Below are 21,901 nucleotides of genomic sequence, written 5' to 3'. Positions count from 1 at the left end.
CCTGCCAGGTGGGGATGGTTTTCAACGCCAGGCGGGGTCCCGGCCGGTCAGCGCGAGGAACCGGTCCAGCTCCGCGGCGCCCGCGGCGATCTCGACGGCGGGGGCGAAGACGTCGTCGCCGGGACGGGGCCGGGCGCGCATCCGCTCGGCGAACAGCAGCGCGACGTGCACGGCTTCGGGGTCCGGGTCGTAGGGCGCGTCGAGGGTGCGGGCGAGGTCCCAGCCGTGGGCGACCGAGTCGACCAGGTGCATGGTGAGCGCGACCGGACCGGGGAAGGTGCCGAATTCGCGGATGGTCACCTGACGGTCCAGCACGGTGTCGTCGGCGGAGGCGGCGAGGAAGGCGTCGACGGAGTCGGCGTAGGCGCGGTACGGGTCGTCGCCGAGGGTGCCGCTCGACCAATCCGGCGCCGCGCCGTCACGCAGGGCCACGGCGAAGGCGTGGTTCTCACTGACCTGGTGGATGAGCAGGTCGCCGAGCGTCCACCCCGTGCACGGCGTGCGCAGCCCGAGGTCGGTGACGCCGGAAACGATCTTGTCGACGGTGGTGAGGACCCGCCGGTCGAGGTCTCGGATGTCCATGTGGTCACCGTATGCCGCAAGCGGCCCTGCTGGAGGGCCAAAACTCGGCGTAGTGAGGTGGGCCAATTAGACTCGGGAGATGGACATCCAGATCGAGCTGGGGGCCGGCCGCGGCCGGCGGGATGCCATCTACCGCCAGATCCGCGAGGCGATCCTCGACGGGCGCCTGCGCGACGGGGACGCGCTGCCGCCCACACGCGAGCTGGCGCAGCGGCTGGCGGTGTCGCGCAACACGGTCAGCGCGGCCTACGACCGCCTGGTCGCCGAGGGTTTCCTGGAATCGCGGGTCGGTGCGGGCACGTTCGTCGGCGCGGGCGCCCGGCGGGACGGCCACCCGCCGCGGGGCGGCCCGGAGTCGCTGACCGCGACCGCGGTGTGGGACGACGTGCCCCGCCCGCCGGACCGGTTCCGCGAGCGGCCGCGGTTCGACTTCCGCTCGGGCGCGCCGGACGTGTCGCTGTTCCCGTTCGACACCTGGCGCCGCCTGGTGACCCAGCAGCTGCGCCGGTCCCGGCACGACCTGCTCACCTACGGCGATCCGCAGGGGCACCCCGGCCTGCGGGAGGCGATCGCGCGGCACATCGGGGTGTCCCGGGCGGTCCGGGCCACCGCGGACGACGTGCTGGTCACCAACGGATCGCAGCAGGCGGTGGACCTCGCCGCCCGGGTGCTGATCGAGCCGGGCGCCCGGGTCGCGGTCGAGGACCCGGGCTACCCGCCGCCGCGTCAGCTGTTCGCCACGCTGGGGGCGCGCCCGGTCGGGGTGCCGGTGGACGACGAGGGCATCGTGGTCGACGCCATCCCGGACGACTGCCGCCTGGTGTACGTGACGCCGTCGCACCAGTTCCCGCTCGGGGTGCCGATGTCGATGGCGCGGCGCGTGGCCCTGATCGACTGGGCGCGCCGTCACGACGCGGCGATCCTGGAGGACGACTACGACACCGAGTTCCGCTACACCGGCCGTCCGCTGGAACCGTTGCGCAGCATCGATTCCAGCGGGCGCGTGCTCTACATCGGATCGTTTTCCAAGGTGCTGCTGCCCGGGTTGCGGCTCGGGTTCCTGGTCGCCCCACCGGGGCTGCGGCCGGCCCTGGCGAAGGCGAAGTACCTGACCGACTGGCATTCGGCGAGCGTCACGCAGGCGGCGCTGGCGGAGTTCATGGACAGCGGCGAGTTCGCGCGGCACATCCGGCGCACCCGCCGCGAGTACGCCGCCCGGCGCGAGCTGGTGTCCCGGGTCGTCGCGCGGGAGTTCCCGGAGCTGCGGCTGATCCCGTCGTCGGCGGGACTCCATCTGAGTGCTTTCAGCGCGACGCCGGTACGTCCGATGGTGCGAGCCGCGCGGCGGGCCGGGGTGCGGATCTACACGCTGGGTGACTTCACGGCGGTGCGGGATGCCCTGGACGGACTCGTCTTCGGGTTCGGCGCGATCCCGCGTGACCACATCGAAGCGGGACTGCGTGAGCTGCGGGCTTTCGCGGACAGCGACCGGGCTCTAACCTGATGTGAGCCGGGTCACGTCCAGCTGGGAGGCTGCCGATGCGGATCGCCGACGTACTGCGGAGCAAGGGGAACTGGGTGGCCACGGTGCGGCCCGAGGCGTCCATCACCGATCTGCTCGCCGGGCTGGCCGAGCACAACGTGGGTGCGATGGTCGTGGCCGGGGAGGGCGGCATCGAGGGCATCGTCTCGGAGCGGGACGTGGTGCGCCAGCTGCACGAACACGGGCCGGCCCTGCTGGAGCGGCCGGTGTCGGAGATCATGACGAGGGTCGTGGCGACGTGCACCCCGCGCGATTCGGTGGACGACCTGAGCGTGCTGATGACGCAGCGCCGGGTGCGGCACGTCCCCGTCCTCGAGGACGGACGGCTGGCCGGGATCGTCAGCATCGGCGACGTGGTGAAGACCCGGATGGAAGAGCTGGAGGCGACGCAGCAGCAGCTGGCGGCGTACATCGCGCAGGGCTGAGGTCGCTCGCACCCGCCACGGCCGGTGCACGGGACGCAACTCCCGGCGCCTCCACACGCGGTGCGCTACCCCTCGCGCCGCACGCGTCCGTGCCGCCCCAGGGGGCGCACCCGCCACCCCAACGCACGTCGCGCCACCCGTAGTCGAGACCCACCGGCGTCGAGCACCCAGCGCGCCTCCGCAGCCGTGCGGCCGACGCCCCGCGCTCAAGCCCGCGCCCAGCGCACCAGCACGCGGTCGAGATCCGGCCGGATGCGCTCACGGGCGTCGGCGCGCGGCACACCGTCCATGAGCATCCGGTCGTAGCCGGTGTCCAGGTGCCGCACCGAAGCGATCACCGCGAGCCGCACCGCTTCCTCGTCCAGCGCCCGCCCCGCCGCCGACCGCCCCACGCGCCCGCTGCCCCGCGTCCCGGCGTGCTCGGCGATCGCCCGGGCCCGGTCCGGCGGGCAGCCGGGGTACAGCCGCCGGATGGCGTCGGCGAAGCCGGCCTGGAACTCGACGTCCTGCGCGGCGCGGCGGTGCGCGTCCCGTTCCCGCCGCCGGGCACGGACGTCCTCGTCGGCGAGGCACTGCTGTTCGGCCCGCTCCAGCGCGGCCTCTTCGACGAGGATCCCCTGGCGCTCGTGGCGTTTGCGGCGCCGGTTGAACCGCAGGACCAGCACGGCGAGGGTGCTTTCCTGCTTGGCGCGGCGGGACAGCGCGGCGTTGCCGGCGGGCAGGAAGACCAGGTGGTCGAAGTCGGCGCACGCCAGGCACAGGTGGCCCTCGCCCTCGGGCAGGTGCAGCTCACCGGCCTCGCCCCGGCCGGCGCACCCCGCGCAGGTCCACGAGGTACCGGCGACGGTCACGGCCAGGTCCGGCGCCTTGTTCTGCCGCTCGGTGAGGCGTTCCCGTTGCTTCTCCGTCAGACCCGGCGCGAGCCAGTGCGTGCGGCACAGGCGGTCGAGCCCGTCGTCGTCGGTGAACCGCAGATCGCGGCGATCGCGGGTGCCGGCGACGTAAGCGCTGTCGGACCGCGTCAGCCCGTTCTCCCGCGCCCAGACATCGAGGCACCGCAAGGCTTCGGCGATGCGCGCGTTGTCGACGGGCAGTTCCTTCGCGAGCGGACTGAACCGCCCACGACGCCACTCTTCGACGCGGGACGGATGCACCCAGCCGAGCGCGGTGAACAGGTCGACAGGAGCGACGTACTTGCGCTGCGCGAGCGCGGCGCAAGCCACCGAAGCGACGCGGTTGTGCAGTTTCCCGGCCATCGGCCCGGAAGTCTAGCCATGCTCCCCGCTCGCAACCGCGACGCCCGGAAGGGGGTCAGGGCAGGCCGGCCACGGTCGGCCGCAACGCGCTGATCCCGGCCGTCAGCGCGGCGCGCCCCGTCGCGTAGCTCGTCCCGAGCGGCAGTTCGGTCAGCAGCACCGCGACGTAGCGGTAGTGCTGTCCGACCAGCCCGGTCGTGTTCAGCACGACGGCCCGGCTGATCTCCATCCAGCCCTGCTTCACCGCGCGCGGCAGCCCCGGCAGGCCGTCCGGGATGCCGAAGTACTGCGGGAACCCGTCCGCGGCCGGGGTCCGGATCCCGGCCAGCCCGTCGAGGATCGGCTGCCGGGCCTCGGGCGGGACCTGGCTCGTCAGGTACCGGTAGATGGCCACCAGGTCGTTCGGGGTGGTCCTGGTCATCTCCCACTGGTCGGAAACCCGCGGCGGCTGGGTGCCTCGCAGGTTCATCAAATCAGCCATCCGCGTGATGATCGACCCGCGCCCGCCGGAGTTCCACAACGAGTCCGCCTCACCGTCGTGGCTGAGCGACAGCATTTCGACGATGCGCTCGCGCTGCGCGTCGCTCGGGGCGTGCCACCCGCCGGTGTGCAGCACGTCGAGCGCCATCAGCAGTTTGACCACCGAGGCCGCGTAGAACGGCCGGTCCCCGTTGGCGGATGCCAGCAGTTCACCGGTGGCGGTGTCGTAGAGGGCGAGGCCGACGGTGGTCCCGGGCACCTCGCCGGTCACCGCGCGGGTCGCGGCGCCGGCGAGACGCACGCGCTCGTCCTCGCTCAGCGTCGAGTGGGCTGTGCTGCTCGGGGCGCTGGACGGTGTCGTTGTGGTGCCGGCCGACGGCAGCGCGCTCGGCGCCGCGACGGGCACCGAGCCGGTGTCCGCCTTGCCGACGGTCAGCGACGTCACGACCACGGCCGTGGCCACGCCCGCGCCGACCCCGGCGAGCACGACACGCCATTTCATGCCCGGCATAACGTCCAGCTAAGCGGATTCGTGCCCCGCTCGGGTAACCGTACGGTAAAACCACACGATGTCGTGCCGGTCATCGGCATACCGGGTCGGGTCTACTGTGGACCGGGCACGGGGGCGCGCACCTTACCCCATACCCCCGACAAGAATCCGCCGTCTGCTCCAGGGGCCGGCGAGTTGTCCACATCGTCCTCAGTCATCCACAGAATCTCGTTCTGTTCTTTCCCGGCCTGTTTTCTGCCGCATAGTGGGTGCATGACTTCCACGACCACCAGCACCGGCACGGACGGCCGGATCACCGTCCGCATCTCCGACCCCGGCGAACTCATCGCGGCGGTTCCGCACCTGCTGTCGTACCGGCCCGGGCCGTCCGTCGTCCTGCTCAACCACAGCCGGGGCAGGAGGCGCAGGATCATCCCGGTGATCCGCGCGGATCTGCCGGACGAGACGTGCGAGCCGGACGCGGTGCGCGAGCTCGTGCGCTGCGTGCTCCGACATCCCGGCGCCGGGGTGACGGTCCTCATCGTCGGCTGCCGTCCCGGCCACCGCGCGCCGCCGGGCACGCTGCCGCACCACCGCCTGGCCCACCGGCTCGTCGCCGAGTGCGAGGCCGCCGGGCGGCCGGTCGACCACGCCCTGTGGGTGCCGGAGATCCGCGGCGGCGCGCCGTGGCGGTGCTACCACGAGGACTGCCGGCCGGGCGTCCTGCCGGACGATCGGGAGACGGTGCTGGCCGCGGCCATGGCGACGAACGGCCAGGTGACCTACGGCAGCCGGGAGGAGCTGGCGCGGCAACTCGACCCGGACGACCCGGCCGCGATCGAGCGCCGGGATCGGTTGCTGGCAGCAGCGGCCGACGCGAGGCCGGATGCGCCCGCGATGGGGTCGTCCGGTGTGGCGGAGCCGGCCGGGCACGTCGCCGTGGTCCGTGCCGCGCTGGCCCGGGCCGTGGCGGGTGATTTCGACCTGAGCGACGAGGACGTCGTGTCCCTGGCGATGGCCTTGTCGGACCTCAGGGTGCGCGACCGTTGCCTCACGACGGCCGAACCACCCGGCGAACCCCCGGCGGCCGCGGCCGAACGCCTTTGGCTGGAACTGGTGCGCCGCACCCCGCCCCCGGAACGCGCCGAGGCGGCCGTGCTGCTCGGCTACGCGGCCTACCGCCGCGGTGACGGCGTCCTGGCCGCCCTCGCGTTCGACAACGCCCTCGCCGCTCACCCCGGCCACCGCCTCGCGGAGCTGCTCCAGATCTGCCTGACGCGCCAACTCCCACCCGACGCACTACGCCGACTGAGCCACTGCCAGGAGGGAGGCTTGATGCCGCCACCCCCGTAAGCCCGGCAGCGCCGGCCCCGGAGGGAATGTCGAGCTGGCGGCCTGCACCCAGGACCGCAGCCAGGACATCACCGCAACACGCGACTGACGACAGGGAGTCACAGCGGATGCGTCCCCAGCGCAGCCGCACCGGGAAGCCCAGCCCCTTCAACTCTGAGCGGCGGCTGCCTGGGCCTGCCTCCCTGCGGTGTGAGCCGCTCCCCGGCTGCCTACGGCGCGGTCCGCTAACCGGTTGCCTGCGGCGTAGGCCGCTCCCCGGCTGCGTACGGCGTGGCCCACTCCTGGGTCGCCCGGGGTGGGCAGCTCCCAGGTTCCCTACGGCGTCGGCCGCTGTCGGGTTGCCCGCGGCGCGGGCCGCTCCCTGGTTGCGTAGGGGTCGGGTTGCCGACGGTGTGTGCTTTCCGGCTACGTACGGCGTGGGCCGGTCCCCGGCTGCGTACGGCGTGGGCCGCTGTCGGGTTGCGCGCGGCGTGGTCGTTACCGGACTCCCCCCGTGTGAGCCGCTCCCGGCTGCCTACCGGGAGCCACTGTCCTGCGGCACCAGCCGCAGGAGCATCGGCACGGCCGAGAGCCTCACCCTCCGAGCAGCAGCTGCGGGACCCACCGGGACATGCGCCCTGGACGGGGGAGCCGATGGCTGCTGTCGCGGGGCCGGCCCAGGGCGTCAGCCCTCGGAGGGGCCTGCCGGTCGGGAGCTACTGCGCTGCGGCACCAGCGCGGGAGCCTCCGGCAGTTCAGGTCCCGCCGGACGTCGGCAGGCATGCTCACCCAAGGGCCAGCCCCGCACCGGAAACCCGACCGGCGGCACCACCGGCAACCGGCCGCCACAACCCCAGCCGCATCCCGCTCACCACGCCCCGCGAGCCGCGGCACCACCGGCAGAACCGGGCGCCTCAGCCCCCGAGCGCCTGCCGCTCCTGGGTGAAGCGCCACGCGTCGCGGACGATAACTTCCAGGTCGGCGCGCTCGGGCTTCCAGCCGAGCTCCTCGCGCGCCCGGTCGCTGGCCGCCACGAGGATCGCGGGGTCGCCGGCCCGGCGGGGCGCCACCTCGGCCGGGATCGGGTGCCCGGTGACCGCCCGGCAGGCCTCGATGACCTGGCGCACGGAGAACCCGGTGCCGTTGCCCAGGTTGTAGATGCGGTGCTCACCGGCCCGCGCGTGCGTCAGCGCGAGCAGGTGGGCGTCGGCGAGGTCGGCGACGTGGATGTAGTCGCGGATGGCCGTCCCGTCGTCGGTGGGGTAGTCCTCGCCGAAGATGCTGACCTGCGGCCGGTCCCCGGTGGCGACCTGCAGCACCAGCGGGATCAGGTGGGTTTCGGTGGTGTGCCGCTCCCCGTAGCGGCCGTAGGCGCCGGCGACGTTGAAGTACCGCAGGCTCACGGCGGCCAGCCCGTGGGCCCGCGCGTAGCTGGTGATCGCGTGGTCGATGGCCAGCTTCGACGCGCCGTAGGTGTTGGTCGGCATCGTCGGCGCGGTCTCCGGGATCGGGCTGCGCTCCGGCTCGCCGTAGGTCGCCGCCGTCGAGGAGAACACCAGGCGAGGCGTGCCGTGCGCACGCATCGCGTCGAGCAACCGGATGGAGGTGATCACGTTCCCGTGCCAGTACTTGGCCGGGTCCTGCATCGACTCGCCGACGAGGGACTTCGCCGCGAAGTGCAGCACGCCGTCGAAGCCCTCGCCGAGCAGGGACGCCGTCGCGTCGGCGGCGTCGCCCTCGACGAAGCGCGCGCCGTCGGGGACGGCGTCCGCGTGGCCGGTGGACAGGTCGTCCACCACGACGACCTCGTGCCCGGCCTCCAGCAGACGGGCCGTGCACACACTGCCCACGTAACCGGCACCGCCCGTGACGATCAGCTTGAGGCGGGAGGAGTCGGAAGCCATCGAAGCCTTTCTCGAGAACGAAAAGGAGGTGTCCGCCAGTGTGGACCATCGACCTGTGAGCCACGCACAGGCTCGGCCCGCCCGGGCTACAGCTCGTCGCGCCGTGCGCCGGGGGACGGGACCGCCACGAAGGCACGCGGCGCGCGGTAGCCCGCGCGGTCGAAGGCCGCCATGACAGCCGCCTCCACGGTGTCCACAGCGGACTCCGGCACGAGGGCGATCGCGGTGCCGCCGAACCCGCCGCCGGTCATCCGCGCGCCGAGGGCGCCGCTGGCGTTGGCCACGTCCACCGCGAGGTCCAGTTCCGGGCAGGAGATGCGGTAGTCGTCGCGCATGCTGACGTGCGAGGCGGCCAGCAGCGGGCCGATGTCGCCGATCCGGCCGTCGCGGAGCAGGGCGACGACGTCGAGCACACGCTGGTTCTCCGTCACGATGTGACGGACGAGCGGGCCGAGGTCGGCGGGCAGCCGCGCGAGCGCGCCGGCCAGGTCGTCCGGGCCCACGTCCCGCAGCGCCTTGACGCCGAGCAGGTCGGCGGCGCGTTCGGTGCCCTTGCGGCGCTCGCCGTAGCCGCTCTCGCTGTGGGCGTGCTTGACGCGCGTGTCGATGGCCAGGATGCGCAGGCCCGCGGCCGCGGCGTCGAAGGGCACCTGTTCCATGTCGCCCGAGCGGACGTCGAGGAACAGCACGTGCCCGTCGGCGCAGCACAGCGACGCGGTCTGGTCGAGCACGCCCGTCGGGACGCCGACGAAGTCGTTCTCGGCGCGCTGGGCCCAGCGGGCGATCTCGGCCCGCCGTTCCAGCCCCGGGTCGTCCTCACCGGCCAGCCCCAGCAGGGCCAGCGCCACCGCGCACTCCAGCGCGGCGGAGGAGGACAGCCCGGCTCCGGTGGGGACGTCACCGGCCAGCACGACGTCGGCGCCGCGCTCGACGCCGTGGTCGCGCAGCACCCACGCCACACCGGCCGGGTACGCGGACCAACCGTCGACACCACCGGGACGCAGGTCGGGGATCGTGACCGGCTCGGCTTCCTGGATGCGTCCGTCGGAGCCGAGGGTGGACACGGTGAGGACCTGGTCGGTCCGCGGGGACGCGGCGGCGGCCAGCCGGTGCGGCAGGGCGAACGGCAGCACGAAGCCGTCGTTGTAGTCGGTGTGCTCGCCGATGAGGTTGACCCGGCCGGGCGCCGACCACACCCCGGCCGGGGCCCGCCCGTGCACGGACCGGAACGCCTCCGCGGCCTCGCTCGCGGAGCTCACTTGGCCTGCGCCAGAACCGCGTGCAGCACCGACATGGGCACCTGGACCGCGCCGAGCTCACCGGTCAGCTCGGCGGTGCCGCCGCCGTCCGCGCGGCGCACCGACACGACGCTGCCGGGGGCGACTCCCGCCTTCTTCAGGTCGACCATCAGCTTCTCGTCGAGCTGGATGTGCTCGGCCAGGCGCCGGATCTCCGCCTTGCCGCCGCCGGAGCGCGCGAAGTCGTCCAGCCGCACCAGGTCGGCCTCGGCCGGCGGCGCGGGCAGCCCGCCCTCGCCGAGCTTGTCCAGACCGGGGATCGGGTTGCCGTAGGGCGAGGTGGTCGGGTGGTCGAGCAGCCGGACCAGCTTGCGCTCCACCGCCTCGCTCATGACGTGCTCCCAGTGGCAGGCCTCGGTGTGCACGTGCTCCCACTCCAGGCCGATCACGTCGAGCAGCAGCCGCTCCGCGAGGCGGTGCTTGCGCATGACGGCGATGGCGAGCTCCCGCCCGTGGTCGGTGAGCTGCAGGTGGCGGTCGTCGGCGACGCGCACCAGCCCGTCGCGTTCCATGCGGGCCACCGTCTGGCTGACTGTCGGACCGCTCTGCTGCAGCCGTTCGGCGATGCGGGCGCGCAGCGGTACGACACCTTCCTCTTCGAGCTCGAAGATGGTCTTCAAGTACATCTCTGTGGTGTCGATGAGATCGTTCACGATGTCCCCTTCGTCCGCGACAATCCATGGTAGTCGTTCCGGGCGACGGTCACCCCAGGTGACCGGGAGGATAATCCCGCTCCTCACGGCTACCATCGGACGTCATGCAGCCCGCCGTCGTCTGGGATCCCGCCCTCCTCGGTTACGACCTCGGCGGTGAGCACCCGTTCAACCCGGTCCGGCTCGACCTCACCGTGCGGCTCGCCACCGAGCTGGGGGTCCTCGACGGCGTGGAACTGCTCGTGCCCGAGCCCGCCACCGATACCGAGTTGTACCGCATCCACGCTGAGGAGTACCTGGCGGCGGTCAAGCTGGCGCCGACCGCGGGCTGGGACGTCGGCCACGGCCTCGGCACCGCCGACAACCCGGTGTTCAGCGACATGCACGACGCCTCCGCCCTGGTGGTCGGCTCGACCCTGCTCGGCGCCCGCAAGATCGCCGACGGGGAGGCGCGCCGCGCGGTGAACATCGCGGGTGGCCTGCACCACGCCATGCGCGACCACGCCGCGGGCTTCTGCGTCTACAACGACTGCGCGGTCGCCGTCTCCTGGCTGCTCGACCACGGTTTCGACCGCATCGCCTACATCGACACCGACGTCCACCACGGCGACGGCGTGCAGGCCGCCTTCTACGGCGACCCCCGCGTGCTCACCGTCTCGCTGCACCAGCACCCGTTCACCCTGTGGCCGGGCACCGGGTACAGCGCGGAGACCGGGTCCGGCGAGGCCGAGGGCACGTCGGTGAACGTCCCGCTGCCGCCGGGCACGCGCGACGCCGGGTGGCTGCGCGCCTTCCACGCGGTCGTGCCGTCCCTGCTCGAGGTGTTCCGGCCGCAGATCCTGGTCACCCAGTGCGGCGTGGACTCGCACGAGGAGGACCCCCTGGCCGACCTCGCGCTCTCGGTCGACGGACACCGGACGATCTACGCTACTCTGCGTGACCTCGCCGAGCGCCACACCGAGGGCCGGTGGCTCGCCGTCGGCGGTGGCGGGTACCAGCTGATCCGGGTGGTGCCGAGGTCGTGGACGCACCTGATGGCGACGGTGCTCGACCGCGACGTGAAGCCCGAGACGCCGCTGCCGCCCAACTGGGTCAGCACGGTCCTGAGGGCCGCGCCGAGCGCCGAGGTGCCGCCGGAGATGACCGACGGGCGGGACACCGCGTTCCGCGCCTGGGGCGACGGGGTGGACGACCCGGTCGACGTCGCGATCCGGGACACGCGCCGCGCGGTGTTCCCGCTGCACGGCCTCGACCCCGACGACCCGAGGGACTGACCCGACCGAGCCGAGGAATAGACGTGAGATGAGCAGGACCGACACGCCCGGCGGCGCGCACGAGGACGAACCCGGCGGGACCGCTCGCGGCCTGAGCGGGGCGGAGCAGCGGTGGACCGGCGGGCCCCGCGGCGAGGCCGGCGCGCACCGGGCCTCGGCCGCCGCGCCCGGTGAGAGCCGGAGCGGTGGCGGCGACCGGAAGCAGCCGGGCGAGACCGGCCCCAGGGGTAGCGGTGGCGCTGGGCCCGCTGGTGCCGACCGCGGTGGTGCTGGACTTGGTGGCGCTGGGCGCGGTGCGGCTGAGCCTGGCGCAGAGCGCGGTGGCGGTGGGCCTGCTGGTGCTGGGAGCGGTGGCGCTGAGCCCGATTCTGAGCGCGGTGGTGCCGAGCGTGGTGCGGCTGGGCCGGGTGCCGAGCCTGGTGGTGCTGGGCGCGATGGTGTTGGCAGTGGTGGCCCTGAGCCTCGTGCTGGGGGTGGGGCGGGTGAGCCCGGTGCCGAGCGCGGTGGTGCTGAGCGTGGGGCGGCTGAGCTCGACGCCGAGCGTGGTGGCGCGAACCGTGACAAGCACGGGCCCCGCGATCCCTATGACTACCCCCGCCACTGGGAGGCCGACGTTCTGCTCAGCGACGGCGGCACCGTCCACTTGCGACCCATCATCCCCAGTGACGCCGACGCCCTCGTCTCCTTCCACGGCAAGCTTTCCGAGCGCACCCGGTACCTGCGTTACTTCGGCGCCTACCCGCGCATCCCGCAGCGGGATCTCGAGCGGTTCTCCGTCGTGGACCACCACGACCGGGTCGCGTTCGTCGCCCTGCTCGGCGACGACATCATCGCCGTGGGGCGGTACGAGCGGCTCGGGCACGGGCCGTCGGCCGAGGTGGCGTTCGTCGTCGACGATGCTCACCAGGGGCGCGGTGTCGGGTCGATCCTGCTGGAACACCTGGCCGCGGCCGCCTCCGAGAGCGGTCTGCGCCGGTTCGTCGCCGAGGTCCTCGCCGAGAACGCCGCCATGGTGCGTGTCTTCCGCGACGCCGGCTACCAGGTCAGCCGCGCCATCGAGGAGGGCGTGCTGCACCTGGAGTTCGACATCGACCCCACCGAGGAGTCCCTCGCCGTCGCCCGGGCGCGGGAACAGGCCGCCGAGGCGCGTAGCGTCTACAACCTGCTGCACCCGCGGTCGGTGGCCGTGATCGGTGCCTCCGCCGACCCCACCAAGGTCGGCTACTCGGTCCTGTCGAACCTGCTCGGCGCGGACTTCGCCGGCACCGTCTACCCGGTCAACCCGGAGCACCGATCGGTGCGCGGGGTGCGCGCCTATCCGTCCGTTGTGGACATCCCGGACCCGGTGGACCTCGCCGTGGTCGCGGTCCCGGCCGACCAGGTCGAGTCCGTGTTGGACGGTGCGCTCGCCAAGGGTGTCAAGACGTTGCTGATCGTCACCGCCGGGTTCGGCGAGGCCGGACCGCACGGCCTGCACGCCGAGCTGCGCCTGGTCGGCGAGGCCCGCGCGCACGGCATGCGCGTGGTCGGCCCGAACGCCCTCGGCGTGCTCAACACCGACCCGGCCGTGCGGCTCAACGCCACCCTCGCCCCGCGCCTGCCCAAACGCGGCCGCGCCGGCTTCTTCTGCCAGTCCGGCGCGCTGGGCACGGCGATCCTCGCCGACGCGGAGGCGCGCGGCCTGGGCCTGTCGACGTTCGTCTCCGCAGGCAACCGCGCCGACGTCTCGGGCAACGACCTGCTGCAGTACTGGGAGACCGACTCCAACACCGACCTCGTCCTGCTCTACCTCGAATCGTTCGGCAACCCGCGCAAGTTCGCGCGGCTGGCGCGGCGGCTGGGCCGCAGCAAGCCGATCGTCGCGGTGAAGTCCGGCCGGCACGCCGTCCGCCCGCAGCTGGCCGCGACCTCCGCCGAGGTCGACGAGTCGAGCGTGCAGGCCCTGTTCGAGCAGGCCGGCGTGGTGCGGGTGGAGACGCTGGCGCAGCTGTTCGACACCGCCCTGGTGTTCGCGCACCAGCCGCTGCCCGCGGGCCCGCGGATCGGGATCGTCGGCAACTCCAGCGCGATCGGCCTGCTCGCCGCCGACACCGCCCGCGCGCAGGGGCTGCGGCTGGCGTTCGACCCGGTCGACGTCGGGCCGCAGGCCGGTCCGGACGACTTCGCCGCCGCGGTGCGGGAGGCGCTGAACAACCCGGAGACCGACGCGCTGGTCGCGGTGTTCGTGCCGCCGCTGTCGATCCCGGGCAGCACCTACGCGCGGGCGCTGCGCGAGGCGGCGCAGGAGCTGGACCAGGGCAAACCGATCGTCTCGACGTTTCTGGCCGCCGAGGGCGTGCCGGCCGAGCTGGCCGTGCCCGGCCCGGACGGCGCCCCCGGCCGCGGGTCGATCCCGTCCTACCCGAGCCCCGAGCGCGCGGTGAACGCGCTGGCGAAGGTCGTGCGGTACGCGGCGTGGCGGCAGCGGCCGCAGGGCACGCTGATCCGCCCCGACGGGCTGCACGTCGAGCAGGCGGAGCAGGTCGTGCGGGACATCCTGGCCGGCGGTGACAAGAACGTCGTGCTGGAGGACGCCGACATCGTGCGGCTGCTCGGGTGCTACGGGATCGACGTGGTGCCGTTCCGGATGGTGTCCAGCGCCGAGGGCGCGGTCGAGGCCGCCGAGGAGCTGGGCTACCCGGTGACGGTGAAGGCCGTGGACGAGCGGTTGCGCGGACGGCCGGACCTCGCGGGCGTGCGACTGGACCTGGCCTCGCCCGACGCGGTGCGGCGCGGGTACGAGGACCTGAGCGAGGTGTCCGGCGAGCAGGACGTCTACGTGCAGAAGATGGCGCCGAAGGGTATCTCGTGCCTGATCGGGCTGCAGGACGACCCGTCGTTCGGCAGCCTGGTGTCGTTCGGGCTGTCCGGGCTGGTGAGCACGCTGCTCGGGGACCGGGCGTACCGGGCGGTGCCGCTGACCGACGTGGACGCCGCGACGCTCATCCGGGAGCCGAAGAGCGCCCCGCTGCTGACCGGGTACCGCGGTGACGAGCCGGCGGACCTGGCCGCGCTGCAGGACATGGTGCTGCGGGTGGCGACGCTGGCGGAGGACCACCCGGAGGTGCGGGCGCTGACGCTGGACCCGGTGATGGCCTCGCCGGAGGGGGCGTTCGTCGCCAACGCGCGCATCGTGCTGGGCCCGCCGCCCGCCCGGCCGGACACCGGACCCCGGCGCCTGCGGCCGATCAACGTGCGGTTCTGAGCCGCCGGGGAGAGGCCCGCGGTGGGGAACAGGTTCAGTGCGTGAACCGCACCGATACCGCCACTCTACGGCCGCACCGTCGGCCGGGGGGCGTACACGCAATCCTTGCCGGTACGTGACCAGACCGGGTCCGAGCAGCCCGTCCCCTCCGCGGCCAGCCGCCGTTTCACCACCTTGTACGTCGACGTCCGGGGGAGTTCCGAGACGAGGCGCACGAACCGGGGCAGCTGCTTCGGGCCGAGGTCCGGTTGCGCCGCCAGGAACGAGCCGAACTCGCCGGGCGTCAGCGGCCCCGACAACACGAGCGCGGCCATCACCTGGTCACCGACCGCGGGGTCCGGCACGGCGTACACCGCCGCCTCCGCGATCGCCGGGTGGCGCAACAGGATCCGCTCGATCGGCGCGGTGCCCAGGTTCTCCCCGTCGACCCGCAGCCAGTCGCCCAGCCGGCCGGCGAAGAAGCAGAACCCGTTCTCGTCCACGTACGCCAGGTCGCCCGTGTGGTACCGCCCGTCGCGCAGGCGCTCGGCGTCCGCCTCCGGGTTCTTGTAGTAGCCCGCGAACGCACCCGCGCCGGCGGTGTTCACCAGTTCCCCGACCACGCCGGGCGGGCACACCGAGCCGGTTTCCGGGTCCAGCACAGACACGCCCTCGGGCAGCCGGCCCAGCGAACCCGGCGGCGTGTCCGGCGTCCGGGCGAAGCCGATCCCGCCCTCGGTCGAGCCGAACGCGTCCACCACGTGACAGCCGAACCGCCGCCCGAACTCGGCCAGATCCGCTTCCGCGCCCTCGTTGCCGTACACGATCCGCAGCGGGTTGTCGGCGTCGTCCGGCAACTCCGGCGTCGCGAGCACGTACGACAGCGGCTTGCCGACGTAGTTCGCGTAGGTGGCGCCGAACCGCCGCACGTCCGGCAGGAACCCGGACGCCGAGAACCGCCGCCGCATCGCCAGCGTCGCCCCGGCGGCCAGCCCCACCGACCAGCCGGCCATGATCGCGTTCGAGTGGAACATCGGCATCGACAGGTAGACGCAGTCCGATGTGGACAACCCGAACCGGGTGGCGAGCATCTGCCCGGGGAACGCGATCTTCTCGTGCGTGCACCGCACCGCCTTCGGATCGCCGCTGGTGCCGGAGGTGAAGATGAGCATCAGCAGATCCGCGGGCGTCGCGGCCACCGGGGACAGCGGAGACCCCGCGCACGAGGCCAGCAACGAAGCCCACTCCGGCCCGTCCAGGTCCAGCACCGGGACGTCGATGCCGGACAGCAGCGACGCGTGCCGCCCCTCGGTGAGCACCAGCTGGCAGTCCGCGAGCCGGATGTCCCGCTCCAGCGCCGCACCCCGGCGCGTCGGGTTCAGCCCCACCAGCACCGCACCCGCGAACGCGCACCCGCCGAGCAGGAACGAAAACGACGGCACGTTGTCCGCCAGCACACCCACGTGCTTCACCGGCCCGGTGAGCAGCGACCGCAACGCCGCCGCGTGATCCGCGCACTGCTGCACGTGCTCCCGCCACGTCCACGACGCGTCCTCGAACCGCAACCCCGGGCCGTCGTCCTCGGCGCGGGCCAGCAGCAGATCGGTGACCGTCATGACGCCGCGAGCAGGTCGCCCAGCACCCGCAGCTGCGCCGTGGCCCCGCCGAGGGTGAACTCCAGCCGCTTGGCCGCGACGAAGTACCGGTGCAGGTCGCCTTCGGTGTCGATGCCGACGCCGCCGTGCACGTGGACCGCGGTGTGCGCGACCCGGTGCCCGGCCTCGGCGGCCCAGTACTTCGCGGTCGCGACCTCCTCGCCCGCCGGCAGCCCCTCGGACAGGCGCCACGCGGCCTGCCACAGCGTCAGCCGCACGGCCTCCACGTCGATGTAGCCGTCCGCGAGCCGCTGCCGCACCGCCTGGAACGCCCCGATCGCGTGCCCGAACTGCTCCCGCGAGCGCGCGTACTCGGCCGTGCGGTGCAACGCGCTCTCCAGCACCCCGAGCTGCTGCGCGCACAACCCGACCGTCGCCCGCTCGCGCACCCACGCCTCGGGAAGAGCCAGGCGCGTAGCCGGGGCCCCGGCCAGTTCGACCAGGCCGGCGTCCGCGTGGTCGACCACGCTCTGCGGCTGCACCCCGTCCGCGTCCACCACGAACACCGCGGTGCCCTCCGGCGTGTGCGCGGACACGACCAGCGCGTCGGCGAACGCGGCGAACGGCACCGCCGTCTGCGCCCCGGAGACCCGCCAGCCGCCGCCGTCGCCGTCCGCCGTGAACCCGCACGGCGCACCCGCGTCCGGCAGGGCCAGGGCCAGCACCGCCCGGCCGCGCACCGCCGGCACCACCCACCGCTCGATCAGCCGCCCGTCGCCGGCCTCGGCGATCGCGGACGCCGCCACCACGGTCGGCAGGTACGGCACCTCGACGACCGCCCGGCCGATCTCGGTCAGCACCGCGCACTGCCCGAGCAGACCCAGGCCACCGCCGCCGACCGCGGCCGGGAGCGCCGCGTCGATCACCCCCGCCCGCGCCAGCTCCGCCCAGGCCGCCCGGTCGAACCCACCCGAGCCGTGGGCGCTCGGCGTCGCCCGCTCGCCCAGGATCCGCCGGACGAGCGCGGCCAGCTCGGTGACGTCCTCACTCAGCGCGAAGTCCACGGGTTCCTCCTCAGCGGGTCACGGGCAGGGCCAGGGCGGTCGCGGCGATCAGGTCGCGCTGGATCTCGTTCGTGCCGCCGCCGAAGGTCAGGATCAGCGCCGAGCGGTGCGCGCGTTCCAGCCGTCCGCGCAGCACGGCGCCGGGGGAGCCGGCACGCACCACCGCGCCCGGCCCGACGACCTCCATCAGCAGCCGGTACGCCTCGATCGCCAGCTCCGTGCCGAACACCTTCGTCGCCGACGCCTCCGCCGCGCCCAGCTCGCCCGACCCGGCCGCCCACGCGATCCGCCAGTTGCGCAGCTTCAGGTACTCGGCGTGGGCGTGCACGCGGGCCAGGTGCGTGCGGACCCACCCGGCGTCGATGACCCGGCTGCCGTCCGGCTGCTTGGTCTCCCGCGCCCACCTCCGCACCTCGTCCAGTGCCGCGATGACCGGCGCGGCCGAGGTCAGCGCGACCCGCTCGTGGTTGAGCTGGTTCGTGATGAGCGGCCAGCCGGCGTTCTCGTCGGCGATCCGGGCGGACACCGGCACCCGCACGCCGTCGTAGAAGGTCGCGCTCGTGCCGGGCCCGGCGACGGTGCGCACCTTGGTCCAGGAGAACCCGGGCGCGTCGGTGGGCACCACCAGGATGCTCAGCCCCTTGTGCCGCTTCGCGTCCGGATCGGTGCGCGCGGCCAGCCACACGTAGTCGGCGTACTCGATCAGGCTCGTCCACATCTTCTGGCCGGTGATCACGTAGGAGTCGCCGTCGCGGACCGCGCGGGTGCGCAGCGACGCCAGGTCGGTCCCGGCCTCCGGCTCGGAGTAACCGATCGAGAAGTGCAGCTCCCCGGCGGCGATGCGGGGCAGGTAGAACGCCTTCTGCTCGGACGTGCCGAACCGCATGATCGTGGGGCCGATCGTGTTGACCGTCAGGAACGGCACCGGCACCCCGGCCACGGCCGCCTCGTCGGTGAAGATCAGCTGGTCGAGCATCGGCCGGGCCTGCCCGCCGTACTCCTCCGGCCACCCGATCGCGAGCCACCCGTCCCGGCCCAGCTCACGCACGATTTCCTTGTAGGCCTTGCCATCCCCGTACTCGCCGCCGTCCCCGGCCAGCGCCTCCCGCCGCTCCGGGGTCATCAGCCGGGCGAAGTAGTCGCGCAGTTCGCCGCGCAGTTCCTCCTGGTCGGGCGTGTAGCCGATCCGCATGCGTCACCTCCGGCCCGCCCGGTCGTTGCTGGAAGCAGACCGGTCCATGGCGCTAGTCTAGAACACGTTCTATTTCTATCAGTTCCGCCGCCGAGGAGGAAAGCCATGGAGGTCGCCGTCGACCGGTCGCTGTGCGAGGCGAACGAGGTGTGCATCGGGTTCGCGCCCGCCGTGTTCGAGCTGGACGAGGACGAGGAGTTGCGCATCATCCACTCGTCGGTGCCGGAATCTGAAGTAGAACGTGTTTCGCAGGCGATCGCGGCCTGCCCGAAGAATGCGCTCTTCACGGTCGGGTAAACGGCAGAAACTGGGGCTTGTCCGGAACGAGAACAGATTCTAGTCTGGCCGTCGTGGATGGTGCGAGGGAACCGCGGGTGGCGATCGTGACCGGCGCCGGGGCGGGACTGGGCCGGGCGGAGGCGCTCGCGCTGGCCCGTTCGGGTGCCGCGGTGGTCGTCAACGACGTCGCCGAAACCGCCAAGACCGTCGTCGACGAGATCGAGGCCGAGGGCGGCCGGGCGCTGCTCGTCACCGGGGACGTGGGCGAGCGCGCCACCGCCGACGCCCTCGTCGAAGCCGCGCTCGGCCACTTCGGCGGGCTGCACGTCGTCGTCAACAACGCCGGGGTGCTGCGCGACCGGATGCTCTTCTCGATGTCCGACGACGAGTGGGACACCGTGATCCGGGTGCACCTGCGGGGCCACTTCCTGTTGTCCCGCAACGCCACCGCGCACTGGCGCAAGCAGTCCAAGGAGACCGGGCGACCGGTGTTCGCGCGGATCGTCAACACCGCCTCCGAGGCGTTCCTCGTCGGATCCGCCGGTCAGCCCAACTACGCGGCGGCCAAGGCGGGGATCGTGGGCCTCACCGTCGCCACCGCCCGGGGCGCCGCGCGGTACGGCGTGCGGGCCAACGCCATCTGCCCCCGCGCGCGCACCGCGATGACCGCGGACGTCTTCGGCGACGCGCCGGACGGCGGCACCGACCCGCTGTCGGTGGACCACGTCGCCCCGTTCGTCGCGTTCCTCGCGTCGGCGAAGGCGGAGCGCATCAACGGCCAGGTGTTCGTGGTGCACGGCGGCATGGTCGCGTTGCTCAAACCGCCCGCCGTCGAGCAGCGGTTCGACACCACCGGTCCGCTGTGGACGGCCGAGGAGCTGGACACCACCGTGGGCGCGCACTTCGCCGGCCGTGACCCCGAGACCATGTTCGCCGCCACCGAGATCCTGGAGCTCCCATGACACTCACCGTGCAGCCGCACCGCGAATCCGTCGGCCTCAAGACCGGTCAGCTCTACCTCGACGGCCAGTGGGGCCCGGGCACCGGCAGCGAGTCCTGGACCCACCGGCACCCGGCCACCGGCGAGGAGATCGGCGAGTTCGCCATCGCCACCGAGGCCGACGTCGACGCCGCGGTCGCCTCGGCGCGCGTGGCTTTCGAGTCCGGCGCCTGGTCCCATTCCCGCGCGAGCACCCGGGTCGCGGTGCTGCACCGGTACGCCGACCTGCTGCGCGAGCACGCCGAGGAGCTGCGCGCGTTGCAGGCACTGGACAACTCGGTGCCGCTGTCGTTCAGCAGCACGATCTACGCGACCTCGGTCGGCGCCGCGGCGGACGTGTTCGACCACCACGCCGGCTGGGTCGACAAGCTCGGCGGCGAGACCCTGACCCCGTACCAGGGCGGCGACCACCTGGCGATGACCTTCCGCGAGCCGATCGGCGTGGTCGCGGCGATCCTGCCGTGGAACGCGCCGTTCCTGCTGTTCGCGCAGAAGGTCGCCCCGGCGCTCGCGGCCGGGTGCACCATCGTGCTCAAACCTTCGGAGTACTGCACGTTCACCGTGCTGCGCATGGTGGAGCTGCTCGTGGAGGCCGGGCTGCCGGCCGGCACGCTCAACGTCGTCACCGGCCCCGGCGACCCGGTCGGTGAAGCGCTGATCACCCACCCCGCCGTGGACAAGGTCAGCTTCACCGGCAGCCGCGCGGTGGGCAAGCACATCGTCGAGGCCTCCGCGGGCACGCTCAAGCGGGTCTCGCTCGAACTCGGCGGCAAGAGCCCGGCGCTGGTGTTCGCCGACGCGCCCAACGTCGCGCTGGCCGCCGCCACGGTCGTCGGCGCCGTCACCATGGGGCTGTCCGGTCAGGCGTGCGTCGCCAACACCCGCGCCCTGGTGCACCGCGACGTCTACGACGAGTTCCTCGGCGCGGCCCAGGGCATGGCGCAGGCGATGACCTACGGCGACCCGTTCGACCCGGGCGTGATGGCCAGCCCGCTGATCAACCCCAGGCAGCTGGAACGCGTGCTCGGCTACATCGAGAAGGGCAAGGCCGAGGGCGCCCGCCTGGTCACCGGCGGTGAACGGCTCGGCGGCGACTTGGCGGGTGGCAACTTCGTCGCCCCGACCATCTTCGCCGACGTGGACAACCACGCCACCATCGCGCAGGAGGAGATCTTCGGCCCGGTGCTCGCGGTCGTCCCGTTCACCGAGGAGGACGAGGCCGTGCGGCTGGCCAACGACACCGAGTACGGCCTGGGTGCGGGCCTGTTCACCGCCGACGTCCAGCGCGCGTTCCGGGTCTCCCGCAAGCTGCGGGCCGGCACGATCGGCATCAACGGCTTCCAGATCGAGCCGCACCTGCCCTTCGGCGGCTTCAAGCAGTCCGGGCTGGGCCGGGAGGGCGGCAAGTCCTCGATCGAGGCCTACACCGAGCTGAAGTCGGTGTACCTGCCGCTGACCGACGAGATGATGTGATGGGACGCCTCGACGGGAAGGCCGCGCTGATCACCGGCGCGGCCCGCGGACAGGGCGCGGCCGCGGCGCGGCGCTTCACGCAGGAGGGCGCGAAGGTGATGGTCGCCGACGTCGCCGACGACGACGGCAAGGCGCTCGCCGAGGAGATCGGCGCGGTCTACCAGCACCTGGACGTCTCACGCGAGGACGACTGGGCCGCCGCGGTCCAGCGGGCCGGGGACGAGTTCGGCGGGCTCACCGTGCTGGTGAACAACGCGGGAATCCTGCACTTCTCGGAGCTGGCGCACACATCACTGGCCGATTACGAACGCGTCATCGGGATCAACCAGATCGGGGCGTTTCTCGGGATGCGCTCGGTCGTTGAACCGATGACGCGGGCCGGTGGCGGCTCGATCATCAACGTGTCCTCTGTGGAGGGTCTGGCCGGCATGCCGTTCCTCGTCGCCTACACCGCGAGCAAGTTCGCGATCCGGGGGATGACGAAGGTGGCCGCGCTGGAGCTGGGGCGCAAGGGGATCCGGGTCAATTCGGTCCATCCCGGCATGATCGACACCAAGATGGTGTCCGACGCCGCGGGCGGGGCCGAGATCGACACGTCCTGGGTCGGCAAGAAGGTCGCGCTGGGCCGGGTCGGCGAGCCGGACGAGATCGCGCAGCTCGCGGTGTTCCTGGCGTCCGACGAGAGTTCCTACTGCACCGGCGCCGAGTTCGTCGCCGACGGCGGGGCCACCGCCACCCACGCACTGAACATCCAGGGGTGATCGACTTCACGGGAATACGAAGTAAACACCGCTAACGCAAAGCGGTTTCCCGCCAGGGAGTAAGACTCAGAGCAACG

General features: G+C 72.9%; 18 protein-coding genes. 9 read left to right on the top strand and 9 right to left on the bottom strand.

What is annotated here, in order from left to right; translation table 11 throughout:
* Positions 1-21: 21 nt before the first annotated feature.
* Positions 22-582 carry a TIGR03086 family metal-binding protein gene (locus tag L1857_RS27625; protein ID WP_116111386.1) on the bottom strand — a complete coding sequence of 187 codons (561 nt, stop codon included), beginning with the start codon at positions 580-582 and terminating at the stop codon, positions 22-24.
* Positions 583-661: 79 nt separating this feature from the next.
* Between L1857_RS27625 and pdxR the strand changes: the two genes are divergently transcribed.
* On the top strand, positions 662-2,086 hold the full coding sequence (pdxR, locus tag L1857_RS27620; protein ID WP_249466715.1) for a MocR-like pyridoxine biosynthesis transcription factor PdxR: 1,425 nt from the start codon (positions 662-664) through the stop codon (positions 2,084-2,086).
* A 35-nt stretch (positions 2,087-2,121) separates the two neighbouring features.
* Complete coding sequence (locus tag L1857_RS27615; RefSeq protein ID WP_094007516.1) at positions 2,122-2,550, top strand: CBS domain-containing protein; 429 nt, start codon at positions 2,122-2,124, stop codon at positions 2,548-2,550.
* Between the two features lie 206 nt (positions 2,551-2,756).
* Here the strand turns inward: L1857_RS27615 and L1857_RS27610 are convergent, their stop codons facing one another.
* Positions 2,757-3,806, bottom strand: a complete 1,050-nt coding sequence (locus tag L1857_RS27610; protein ID WP_116111384.1) for a DUF2293 domain-containing protein — start codon at positions 3,804-3,806, stop codon at positions 2,757-2,759.
* A gap of 55 nt (positions 3,807-3,861) precedes the next feature.
* Complete coding sequence (locus L1857_RS27605) at positions 3,862-4,788, bottom strand: serine hydrolase (RefSeq protein ID WP_249466714.1); 927 nt, start codon at positions 4,786-4,788, stop codon at positions 3,862-3,864.
* Positions 4,789-5,049: 261 nt separating this feature from the next.
* Between L1857_RS27605 and L1857_RS27600 the strand changes: the two genes are divergently transcribed.
* A complete protein-coding gene (locus L1857_RS27600; RefSeq protein WP_249466710.1) occupies positions 5,050-6,129 on the top strand; it encodes a DUF4192 domain-containing protein in 1,080 nt (359 codons plus the stop codon).
* A gap of 893 nt (positions 6,130-7,022) precedes the next feature.
* On the opposite strand, the gene galE is transcribed toward L1857_RS27600, so the two are convergent.
* From galE to L1857_RS27585, 3 genes are all read right to left on the bottom strand, one after another.
* On the bottom strand, positions 7,023-8,012 hold the full coding sequence (gene galE, locus L1857_RS27595) for a UDP-glucose 4-epimerase GalE (RefSeq protein ID WP_249466707.1): 990 nt from the start codon (positions 8,010-8,012) through the stop codon (positions 7,023-7,025).
* An 86-nt stretch (positions 8,013-8,098) separates the two neighbouring features.
* Positions 8,099-9,271 (bottom strand): galactokinase, encoded by a 1,173-nt coding sequence (galK, locus tag L1857_RS27590; protein ID WP_249466706.1) that lies wholly within the window; start codon positions 9,269-9,271, stop codon positions 8,099-8,101.
* Positions 9,268-9,963 carry an iron-dependent transcriptional repressor DtxR gene (locus L1857_RS27585; RefSeq protein WP_020421072.1) on the bottom strand — a complete coding sequence of 232 codons (696 nt, stop codon included), beginning with the start codon at positions 9,961-9,963 and terminating at the stop codon, positions 9,268-9,270. Before L1857_RS27585 ends, galK begins: the two co-directional genes overlap by 4 nt.
* A 104-nt stretch (positions 9,964-10,067) precedes the next feature.
* Between L1857_RS27585 and L1857_RS27580 the strand changes: the two genes are divergently transcribed.
* On the top strand, positions 10,068-11,237 hold the full coding sequence (locus tag L1857_RS27580; RefSeq protein WP_094007522.1) for an acetoin utilization protein AcuC: 1,170 nt from the start codon (positions 10,068-10,070) through the stop codon (positions 11,235-11,237).
* 616 nt (positions 11,238-11,853) lie between these two features.
* The gene (locus L1857_RS27575; RefSeq protein WP_116111405.1) at positions 11,854-14,481 is read left to right on the top strand and encodes a bifunctional acetate--CoA ligase family protein/GNAT family N-acetyltransferase; all 2,628 of its coding nucleotides are present in this window, start codon (positions 11,854-11,856) and stop codon (positions 14,479-14,481) included.
* Positions 14,482-14,546: 65 nt separating this feature from the next.
* On the opposite strand, the gene L1857_RS27570 is transcribed toward L1857_RS27575, so the two are convergent.
* Genes L1857_RS27570 through L1857_RS27560 form a run of 3 tightly spaced genes read right to left on the bottom strand, consistent with a single transcriptional unit; the run spans position 14,547 to position 18,311 of the window.
* The gene (locus L1857_RS27570) at positions 14,547-16,076 is read right to left on the bottom strand and encodes a long-chain-fatty-acid--CoA ligase (RefSeq protein WP_249466704.1); all 1,530 of its coding nucleotides are present in this window, start codon (positions 16,074-16,076) and stop codon (positions 14,547-14,549) included.
* Positions 16,073-17,119, bottom strand: a complete 1,047-nt coding sequence (locus L1857_RS27565) for an acyl-CoA dehydrogenase family protein (protein WP_116111378.1) — start codon at positions 17,117-17,119, stop codon at positions 16,073-16,075. The genes L1857_RS27570 and L1857_RS27565 overlap by 4 nt, the downstream gene beginning before the upstream one ends.
* A gap of 10 nt (positions 17,120-17,129) precedes the next feature.
* Positions 17,130-18,311 carry an acyl-CoA dehydrogenase family protein gene (locus L1857_RS27560; protein ID WP_249466701.1) on the bottom strand — a complete coding sequence of 394 codons (1,182 nt, stop codon included), beginning with the start codon at positions 18,309-18,311 and terminating at the stop codon, positions 17,130-17,132.
* Between the two features lie 105 nt (positions 18,312-18,416).
* On the opposite strand from L1857_RS27560, the gene L1857_RS27555 reads away from it, so the two are divergent.
* From L1857_RS27555 to L1857_RS27540, 4 genes are read left to right on the top strand one after another with little or no spacing between them, the layout of a single operon-like run.
* Positions 18,417-18,608, top strand: a complete 192-nt coding sequence (locus L1857_RS27555; RefSeq protein ID WP_116111376.1) for a ferredoxin — start codon at positions 18,417-18,419, stop codon at positions 18,606-18,608.
* 53 nt (positions 18,609-18,661) lie between these two features.
* Positions 18,662-19,552 carry a 3-oxoacyl-ACP reductase gene (locus L1857_RS27550; RefSeq protein ID WP_249466700.1) on the top strand — a complete coding sequence of 297 codons (891 nt, stop codon included), beginning with the start codon at positions 18,662-18,664 and terminating at the stop codon, positions 19,550-19,552.
* Positions 19,549-21,063 carry an aldehyde dehydrogenase family protein gene (locus L1857_RS27545; protein ID WP_116111374.1) on the top strand — a complete coding sequence of 505 codons (1,515 nt, stop codon included), beginning with the start codon at positions 19,549-19,551 and terminating at the stop codon, positions 21,061-21,063. The genes L1857_RS27550 and L1857_RS27545 overlap by 4 nt, the downstream gene beginning before the upstream one ends.
* Positions 21,063-21,824 carry a glucose 1-dehydrogenase gene (locus tag L1857_RS27540; RefSeq protein ID WP_116111373.1) on the top strand — a complete coding sequence of 254 codons (762 nt, stop codon included), beginning with the start codon at positions 21,063-21,065 and terminating at the stop codon, positions 21,822-21,824. Before L1857_RS27545 ends, L1857_RS27540 begins: the two co-directional genes overlap by 1 nt.
* Positions 21,825-21,901: the final 77 nt, after the last annotated feature.

The organism is Amycolatopsis thermalba (assembly GCF_023376025.1).
Lineage (GTDB): Bacteria > Actinomycetota > Actinomycetes > Mycobacteriales > Pseudonocardiaceae > Amycolatopsis_E > Amycolatopsis_E thermalba.
This window is presented reverse-complemented; position numbering and strand designations above follow the sequence as displayed.

What these genes read in the sequence shown, in the direction of transcription:
- L1857_RS27625 (WP_116111386.1), bottom strand. Translation starts at nt 582, where the DNA reads ATGGACATCCGAGACCTCGACCGGCGGGTCCTCACCACCGTCGACAAG.
- pdxR (WP_249466715.1), top strand. Translation starts at nt 662, where the DNA reads ATGGACATCCAGATCGAGCTGGGGGCCGGCCGCGGCCGGCGGGATGCC.
- L1857_RS27615 (WP_094007516.1), top strand. Translation starts at nt 2,122, where the DNA reads ATGCGGATCGCCGACGTACTGCGGAGCAAGGGGAACTGGGTGGCCACG.
- L1857_RS27610 (WP_116111384.1), bottom strand. Translation starts at nt 3,806, where the DNA reads ATGGCCGGGAAACTGCACAACCGCGTCGCTTCGGTGGCTTGCGCCGCG.
- L1857_RS27605 (WP_249466714.1), bottom strand. Translation starts at nt 4,788, where the DNA reads ATGAAATGGCGTGTCGTGCTCGCCGGGGTCGGCGCGGGCGTGGCCACG.
- L1857_RS27600 (WP_249466710.1), top strand. Translation starts at nt 5,050, where the DNA reads ATGACTTCCACGACCACCAGCACCGGCACGGACGGCCGGATCACCGTC.
- galE (WP_249466707.1), bottom strand. Translation starts at nt 8,012, where the DNA reads ATGGCTTCCGACTCCTCCCGCCTCAAGCTGATCGTCACGGGCGGTGCC.
- L1857_RS27580 (WP_094007522.1), top strand. Translation starts at nt 10,068, where the DNA reads ATGCAGCCCGCCGTCGTCTGGGATCCCGCCCTCCTCGGTTACGACCTC.
- L1857_RS27570 (WP_249466704.1), bottom strand. Translation starts at nt 16,076, where the DNA reads ATGACGGTCACCGATCTGCTGCTGGCCCGCGCCGAGGACGACGGCCCG.
- L1857_RS27560 (WP_249466701.1), bottom strand. Translation starts at nt 18,311, where the DNA reads ATGCGGATCGGCTACACGCCCGACCAGGAGGAACTGCGCGGCGAACTG.
- L1857_RS27555 (WP_116111376.1), top strand. Translation starts at nt 18,417, where the DNA reads ATGGAGGTCGCCGTCGACCGGTCGCTGTGCGAGGCGAACGAGGTGTGC.
- L1857_RS27545 (WP_116111374.1), top strand. Translation starts at nt 19,549, where the DNA reads ATGACACTCACCGTGCAGCCGCACCGCGAATCCGTCGGCCTCAAGACC.
- L1857_RS27540 (WP_116111373.1), top strand. Translation starts at nt 21,063, where the DNA reads ATGGGACGCCTCGACGGGAAGGCCGCGCTGATCACCGGCGCGGCCCGC.